Source organism: Microbacterium sp. Bi128 (assembly GCF_918698205.1).
Genome location: NZ_CAKKMM010000477.1, coordinates 1 through 3,485, shown reverse-complemented (window position 1 = coordinate 3,485; position 3,485 = coordinate 1). Strand labels below are relative to the sequence as shown.

The window sequence follows — 3,485 nt, the reverse complement described above, 5'->3', positions numbered from 1 at the left end:
GCCCCGTTGCTGTTGAGCCGGACGTTCAGGGCGCGCCGCCCGGAACTGGTGATCGGTTCAGTCGAGGCCAGCCCGGCGTCCTGCATGATTTTGACGATGTTCGAGACCGTGGCTGTCGAAAGCCCGGTCTGGCGGGCCAGTTCCGCCTGCGTGGATGGGCCTGCGAGGAGGCATTCGATGATCCGCTGCTGGTTCAAATGCCGGAGGGCGGACTGCGATCCGGGGTTCTTGGTTCGGCTCCTCGTTGAGCGCGTTGGTGAGGGCATGCTATGAAGCGTGACGCATTCGCGCCTTGTAGTCAAGAAGTTAACGCAACGATAACGGCCGCGCCGGTCGAATGCCGGGGAGAGGGCGTTCAGCACCCGCCGTCTCCGCGGCAAGGACGTTCTGCCCCGCCGGCACGCTGGCCGGGTGGAATTGCACCACACCCAGCGTTCCGGGCCACGGATACTCTGGTCGGGAGAACCCGCCGCGACCCGCGGAGGCGTCCGGAAACGTGAGGTGGTAATGGTGCTGCTGGCCCTGATGCAGGCGAACTCCGCCGTGCTGGACATCGAGGCGAACTGCGCCGCGGTGGAGGCCGCGGCGCGCAATGCGTCCGCCGCGGGCGCGCAGCTGCTGGTGACCCCGGAACTCTTCCCCGTGGGCTACGCGCCGCGGCGGCTGCGGGAGGCGTTCGATCCCGGCAGGTTGCCCGCGCTCCGGGAAGCCCTGGCCGGCATCGCGCGGCGCAACGACATCGCTCTGGTCTACAGCCTGCCCACGGTGACGCCGGCCGGCGGGTGGCACATTTCCGCCACCCTGGTCGACGAGGCGGGCGAGGAGCTGCTCAGTTACGACAAGGTGCACCTGTTCGGCCCGGACGAGCGGGCGGCGTTCACGCCCGCCGCGGCTGCCCCCGGCGTCGTGGATTTCCACGGGCACAAAACGGCGCTGGTCATCTGCTACGACATCGAGTTTCCCGAGTCGGCGCGGGCGGCCGCCCTGCGCGGCGCGGACCTGCTGCTGGTGCCGACGGCACTCGCCGGCGGATTCGACGCCGTGCCGCAGGTGCTGATCCGGGCCCGCGCCCTGGAGAACCAGCTGACGGTCGCCTACGCCAATCACACCGGTTCGGAGGATGACGGCGACTTCCGCGGCGGCAGCATGGTCGCGGGCCCGGACGGCTCGGTTCTGGCCGCGGCCGGTGCCGGGCCGGAACTGTTGTTTGCCGAGCTGGGTGAGACCGGCCGCGCCGCGGCAGACGGGATCGAGGGCGCCGTGGACTACCTGCGCGACCGCCGCCCGGAGGTCTACCGCTCCTGGGGAGTCTGACCGGCAGCCGACGACTGACCTGCGCTGGCCGGTGCGCCGGACGCCTGACCTGCGGTGGCCGGGGCGGGCGGCTCAGGCTCGGCCTGGTACTGCAGGGCGATCCAGAGTTCCGCGCGCGCCTGGGCCTGGTTGAGGTCAAGGCCCAGCAGCTCAGCGATGATGCCGATCTGCCGGCGGACGCTGTTTCGATGCAGTCCCGTGGCCTTTGCCGTGGCGTCCCAGCTTCCGTTTTCGCCCAGCCAGGCCCGCAGGATGCCGAGCAGGCTGTCGCGGCGCTCCGGCTCGAGGGCGAGCAGGGGCGCCAGCAGATGGCCGGCCAGCAGGGTGCCGGCAGCCGGTCCCAGCAGGCCGGCCACCGACCACGTCACGTCATCCGCCCGGACGCTCCGGCGGCTCGTGAGAACGCGGTTGCGCAGTGAAGCGGCCTGCCGGTTAGCCTCCGGCAGGTTCGCGAAATCGGTGCCGCTGCCGATCACCAGGCGCCAGCCGAGCCGCTCCACTTCGGCGAGCAGGGCGTCGTCGACCTTTAACCGGGTAATGGCGGCAAAGCCGTACTCGGTGAGCTCCACGAGTTTTGTGTCGAACAGCCGCCGCCACTCCAGCAGCGCCCGCACCGGAGCCTCGCCCGGTCCGCCCGGGGTCCGGGAGCTGTCCGGGGCGGCGTCAATCCGGAGACCCTGCACGACCCGCAGCTGGCCGGACCGGGTGGAGGAGATGCTTTGGGCCAGCAGGTCCTTGAACCCGTTGACATGGCGTGCGGATCCTGAGGCCACGCTCTCCGGGTGGAGCAGCAGCGCCGTGGCCAGCTGGCTCGGGGCCAGGGAGCCGCTGATGCGCTGGCGGACCAGCAGTTCCAGCAGCCCGACCGCGGTGGAGACAACGCTGTTCTGGGCCGGGGTCAGCGGGGCGTCCGTGCCGAGGATGAGCGCGCCGAGGTTGGCGTCCCGGGTGCTGCGCAGCGGATACCCGAAGACGAGGGCCGAGCCCGCGGCGTCGAACGAATCCATCTCGACCCGCGGACCACTGCCGGCGAGCAGCCTGGCCAGCAGTGGCTGCAGGTCGGCTGAGTCAACTCCCGGCACGGCGCCGGCGGCGGCGCCGGCGGTGTGCGGGCCGGGGGAGGGGACCGAACCGCGGGCGCGCACCCGCCCGTCGGCGCCGACCAGCACGGCCCAAACCGGGACGCGCTGGACCAGGGCCGCGAGGAGTTCGTGCTCGGGGCGCGCGGACAAGACCGCGCGCATGAGCTGCCGGCTGGTGTCGGCCAGCTGGCGGAAGGTCTTGGCGTTGTCCGACTCCAGGAGCCGGGAGAATTCCAGTCCCAGCGCGGCGAACGGGAGGCTCTCCGGGATGGCGACCAAGGTCAGGTTGTGCTGCCGGCAGGCCCGCACCACGGCATCGGGCACGGCGTCGAAGTACGGTTCCAGGCCAAAGCCCAGGGCGCCCACGCGGGCCTGGACCAGGCGCCGCACGTAAGCGTCCACCGCCTCCTCGCTGCCGCCCCCGCCCACGAACGGCAGGCCGGCCGTGAGCAGGAACTCGCCGTCGAGCAGGTAGGGGGTGGGATCTTCCAGTTCGCTGGGCTCCACCCAGCGCAAGCGCTCCTGGCCGTTGCCGCCGTCGTGCACGACGGCCAATGCCGGCAACTGGCCCAGGAACTGCGCCAGCGTGACGAAGCCGAGCCGCTCCGGGTCCTCAGCAGCCACGGCAGCGGCCCCCGTGCCGGCCGCCCGGCTGGCGGAGTCCGAGTGCATTAAGTCTCATGAGTGAAGACTACAGGTCATTTTGCACAACCTTGAGAGGTGGCTCACACGCCTAGGGTTGGTTCGGGAAACCGACCACTACTGAAGATAAGGACGTCAACGATGACTGTGCCAACTCTGATCAGCGAACGCCCGCCGGCGGAAGCCGGCCGTCCCGGGCTCACCGCCCAGCTCCTGCGCCGCAAGCCGATCGGACAGCTGGTCCGCGAGGCCGAGACCGGACACGGCGGCACGCGGCTGGTCCGCAGCTTCGGTGTCCTGCAGCTGACCATGATCAGCGTCGGCGCCACCCTGGGCACCGGCATCCTGGTCATCCTGGGCCAGTCGGTGCCGCTCGCCGGCCCGGCCATCTGGATCTCCTTCGCCATCGCCGGCTTCGCCGCCCTGCTCTCCGCCGTGTCCTACGCG

General features: G+C 70.9%; 3 protein-coding genes and 1 pseudogene. 2 read left to right on the top strand and 2 right to left on the bottom strand.

The window, feature by feature from the left end; all coding sequences use genetic code 11:
• The coding region (locus LQV45_RS21390; RefSeq protein ID WP_230008729.1) for a winged helix-turn-helix domain-containing protein at window positions 1-266 on the bottom strand (266 nt) is incomplete at its 3' end.
• A 241-nt stretch (window positions 267-507) separates the two neighbouring features.
• Here LQV45_RS21390 and LQV45_RS21385 point away from each other — a divergent pair.
• On the top strand, window positions 508-1,314 hold the full coding sequence (locus LQV45_RS21385; RefSeq protein WP_230008728.1) for a nitrilase-related carbon-nitrogen hydrolase: 807 nt from the start codon (window positions 508-510) through the stop codon (window positions 1,312-1,314).
• Here the strand turns inward: LQV45_RS21385 and LQV45_RS21380 are convergent.
• The gene (locus LQV45_RS21380) at window positions 1,293-3,068 is read right to left on the bottom strand and encodes a PucR family transcriptional regulator (RefSeq protein ID WP_230008727.1); all 1,776 of its coding nucleotides are present in this window, start codon (window positions 3,066-3,068) and stop codon (window positions 1,293-1,295) included. The two genes, LQV45_RS21385 and LQV45_RS21380, sit on opposite strands and share 22 nt — an antisense overlap.
• Before the next feature lie 111 nt (window positions 3,069-3,179).
• Here LQV45_RS21380 and LQV45_RS21375 point away from each other — a divergent pair.
• Window positions 3,180-3,485: pseudogene (locus tag LQV45_RS21375) on the top strand (amino acid permease); the annotation flags it as partial.